At 73.9% G+C, this 2,050-nt stretch carries 2 protein-coding genes; one reads left to right on the top strand and one right to left on the bottom strand.

Features of this window, described 5'->3' with window-relative positions; genetic code table 11:
- A partial coding sequence (locus AWQ68_RS40290; protein ID WP_169809085.1) for a non-ribosomal peptide synthetase occupies positions 1-1,833 on the bottom strand: 1,833 nt, incomplete at its 3' end.
- A gap of 25 nt (positions 1,834-1,858) precedes the next feature.
- Between AWQ68_RS40290 and AWQ68_RS40285 the strand changes: the two genes are divergently transcribed.
- Positions 1,859-2,050, top strand: a 192-nt coding sequence (locus tag AWQ68_RS40285) for a hypothetical protein (RefSeq protein ID WP_157546562.1), incomplete at its 3' end; no start/stop codon positions are given.

The following is a 2,050-nucleotide window of genomic DNA, read 5'->3' as shown; positions in this document are numbered from 1 at the left end:
CCCCAACGACGCCGGAAGGGAGTCCCCGTGGACGGCCCGAGCGATCGGCGGGCGGGACGGCCCTCCGGGAGCCAGCAACCGGCTCTGCACGAGTTCGGCCAGTCCGGCGATCGTCGGGGTGGCGAGGAAGTCCGCCAGCGGGACGTCCCGCCCGAAGGCACGGCGGACGCGGGCCAGCAGCCGCGAGGCGAGCAGGCTGTGCCCGCCGATGTCGAAGAAGTGGTCGTTGACCCCGATGCGGTCCAGCCCGAGCAGCGTCGTCCAGAGGCCGGCGAGCGTCTGCTCGATCGGATCGCGAGGCGGCACGTACGCGCCGTCGAGATCGGGACGTACCGCCTCCGGTTCGGGCAGCGCGGCGCGGTCGACCTTCCCGTTGGGGCTGACCGGCAGCGCGTCGAGCGTCACGAAGAGCGCGGGGACCATGTAGTCGGGGAGCGCCTCCCTGGCGTGCCTGAGCAGCTCGCTTGAGCCGGGCCACCGGCCCTCCGGCACCACGTACGCGACCAGCCGGCGGTCCCCCTCGTGCGCGGGCGCGGTGACGACGACGTCACGTACGGCGGGGTGGCGGCGGAGGACCTGCTCCGCCTCCTCCAGCTCGACCCGGAAGCCCCGGATCTTGACCTGGTGGTCGGAACGTCCGAGGAACTCGATCGGGCCGTCGCTCCGCCGCCGTACGAGGTCGCCGGTCCGGTAGAGCCGCTCCCCCGGCGTACGGGCGAGCGGGTTCGGCACGAACCGCTCGGCGGTCAGGCCCGGCCGGTGGAGGTAGCCCCTGGCCAGCCCTTCGCCTCCGACGAGCAGCTCCCCCGCGACGCCGTCCGGCACCGGGTACAGGTTCCGGTCCACGATGTGCGCCCTCGTGTACGGCAGGGCCTCGCCGATGGGGACACGTCCGGCGTGGTCGTCCGGCACCGGGTGGGTCGTGGTGAAGATGGTGCATTCGGTCGGGCCGTAGCCGTTCATGACCCGGCCGTTCGGCACCAGGGCGCGGGCCCGCTCCACGTGGTCGGCCGAGAGCTGGTCTCCTCCGGCGATCAGCCAGCGGACCGTGGGGAAGGGCCGCTCGGCGCAGTCGACCACGGCGTGGAAGAGCGCCGCCGTCAACCACGTCACGGTGACGGGTTCGGCGGCCAGGAAGGCGGCGACCCGCTCGGGCAGCGCCTTGCCCGCGGGGAGGATCGCCAGGGTGTGGCCGTTGGTGAGGCAGCCGAACACTTCCAGCACCGAGACGTCGAACGACAGCGGCGTGGTGAAGAGGAACACCTCGTGCTCGCGGAGCGGCAGCCACGCCGGGTCCTTCACCCGGCGCGCGACCGCTCGGTGCGAGACCGCGACGCCCTTCGGCCGTCCCGTGCTGCCCGAGGTGTAGATGACGTACGCGAGGCTGTCCGGGTCGCCGCGTCCGGCGAGGTCCGCGCCGCCCGTGCCCGCAGCCGAACCGGCCCCCGCGCCTTCGCCTGCCCGGACCAGCCGGAGCCCGGCGGGGAGACGGGGCGCGCACTCGTCGTCGGTCACGACCACCTTGGCGCCCGAGTCCTCGATCATGTACGCGAGGCGCTCCTCCGGGTAGTCCGGTTCGAGCGGAAGGTAGGCGGCCCCCGCATACAGGACGGCGAGCAGGGCGACCGGAACGTCGAGGGAGCGGTTGAGGCAGACGCCCACCATCGACTCGGGACCGGCGCCGAGCGCGCGCAGGCGGGCGGCCAGCTCCCGGGCCCGCCGGTCGAGTTCTCCGTACGTCATCTCGGCGCCCGCGCAGGTCGCGGCGACGGCCTGCGGGCGGAGCTCGGCCTGTTGCGCGATCAGTTCGTGCAGGCAGCGGACACCTGCCACGGGTGCTTCAGACGCCGGCGCGGACATGACGGCCGCGGAGGTGACGGGCGTGCCCGTGATGGCCCTGGCGGGCGTGGAGGTGGCGGGCGTGGAGGTGGTGGGCGTGGAGGTGGTGGGCGCTGACGTGATGGGCGTGTGTGGCGCGGAGGAGCCGGGCGCGGGCGTCCGCAGTGAGGATGCTTCGGCGATCGATCCGAGCGTCGACGGGTCGGGTGGG

The organism is Microtetraspora fusca, assembly GCF_001570365.1.
Taxonomy (GTDB): domain Bacteria; phylum Actinomycetota; class Actinomycetes; order Streptosporangiales; family Streptosporangiaceae; genus Microtetraspora; species Microtetraspora fusca.
The sequence above is the reverse complement of the archived record's forward strand: the minus strand, read 5'-3'. Positions and strand labels throughout refer to the sequence as shown.